The organism is Stenotrophomonas sp. S39, from assembly GCF_016624665.1.
In the GTDB taxonomy this organism is placed as follows: Bacteria; Pseudomonadota; Gammaproteobacteria; order Xanthomonadales; family Xanthomonadaceae; genus Stenotrophomonas.
In genome coordinates this window covers 1-1,337 of record NZ_JACVTT010000195.1, presented here as the reverse complement: position 1 = coordinate 1,337, position 1,337 = coordinate 1, and the positions used below count along the sequence as shown (strand labels likewise).

The 1,337-nt window shown below is 68.3% G+C and carries 2 protein-coding genes; both read left to right on the top strand.

Annotation, left to right across the window (positions count from 1 at the left end; translation table 11 throughout):
* Positions 1–266: 266 nt before the first annotated feature.
* Positions 267–530, top strand: a complete 264-nt coding sequence (locus tag IAE41_RS22260) for a DUF2007 domain-containing protein (protein WP_079220701.1) — start codon at positions 267–269, stop codon at positions 528–530.
* A gap of 30 nt (positions 531–560) precedes the next feature.
* Positions 561–1,226 carry a peptide-methionine (S)-S-oxide reductase MsrA gene (gene msrA, locus IAE41_RS22255; RefSeq protein ID WP_200734601.1) on the top strand — a complete coding sequence of 222 codons (666 nt, stop codon included), beginning with the start codon at positions 561–563 and terminating at the stop codon, positions 1,224–1,226.
* Positions 1,227–1,337 lie beyond the last annotated feature (111 nt).

Below are 1,337 nucleotides of genomic sequence, written 5' to 3'. Positions count from 1 at the left end.
AGCAGAACGCCGTTCCAGTAGATCCACGCCATGCGTGGATGAAATCTGTCAGATATTGATATTCCACCCCGTGGCCCCCCACCGGCGGCCCCCCCCCCCCCCCCCCCCCCCCCCCCCACAAAAACCCCCCCCCCTTCCGGGGTTGCCGGCCGGCAGATTGCGTATTGACACGCAGATGGGGGTAGTGCCGGCCGCTGGCCGGCAGAACGCACCACCGGCATTCAGCCCCCGGGCGTATGCTGGACCCCTGTCCCGAGGAGCCGCCCATGCACATCGTGTACAAGGCCGACAATCTGTTCGACGCCCACCTGGTCAAGCACGCGCTGGAAGATGCCGGCATCCCGGCCTTCGTGTTCGGCGAGCAGCTGCTGGGCGGCATGGGCGAGCTGCCCTTGTTCGGCGTGCTGCGGGTCGGCATTCCCGACGTGGCACGGCCGCAGGCCGAGGAGATCATCGCCGCGCTGGACTTGGGCCAGGGCCCGTCCGACCCCATTTCAGACGCAGACGATTGGGCCGGACAGCCGGCGTAGGAGCGCATCATGTTGGGAATCAGCCAGGGCATCCTCGGCATCGGGGCCTTCAAGCAGCGCCTGCCGCGCCCGGAAGAGGCGCTGCCGGGCCGCGAGCAGCCGCTGCCGCTGCACAGCAACCAGCACTTCGTGAACAGCCACCCGCTGAAGGACCGTTTCGCCGGCCTGCAGCAGGTCCGCTTCGCGCTGGGCTGCTTCTGGGGCGCCGAGCGCAAGTTCTGGAACGAACCGGGCGTGTACAGCACCTCGGTTGGCTATGCCGGCGGCGTTACCCCGAACCCGACCTACGAAGAGGTCTGCTCGGGCCTGACCGGCCACACCGAGGTGGTGCAGGTGGTGTTCGACCCGGCGGTGGTGGGCCTGGAGCGGCTGCTGCAGCTGTTCTGGGAAAGCCACGACCCGACCCAGGGCATGCGCCAGGGCAACGACACCGGCACCCAGTACCGTTCGGCGATCCACGCTACCGACGAGGCGCAGTATGCCGCCGCGCTGGCCAGCCGCGAGGCGTACCAGGCGCAGCTGGACGCGGCCGGTTACGGGCCGATCACCACCGAGATCGTGTACCCGGCGCCGGAGTACTACTACGCCGAGGACTACCACCAGCAGTATCTGGCGAAGAACCCGAACGGCTACTGCGGTATTGGTGGCACCGGGGTGAGCTGCCCGATCGGGCTGGATGTGGAGGCGCCGCGCTGACGCGCGGAGGTCCGCCTGCGGCGGGCAGAAGCCAAAGCCTGGTAGAGCCGACTGCTAGTCGGCTGAAAGCCAAAGCGGCTCTGGGTTGCTGATGGTTGGGCGGGACGGGTT

Coding starts and splice junctions, on each gene's coding strand:
- IAE41_RS22260 (WP_079220701.1), top strand. CDS start 267: ATGCACATCGTGTACAAGGCCGACAATCTGTTCGACGCCCACCTGGTC.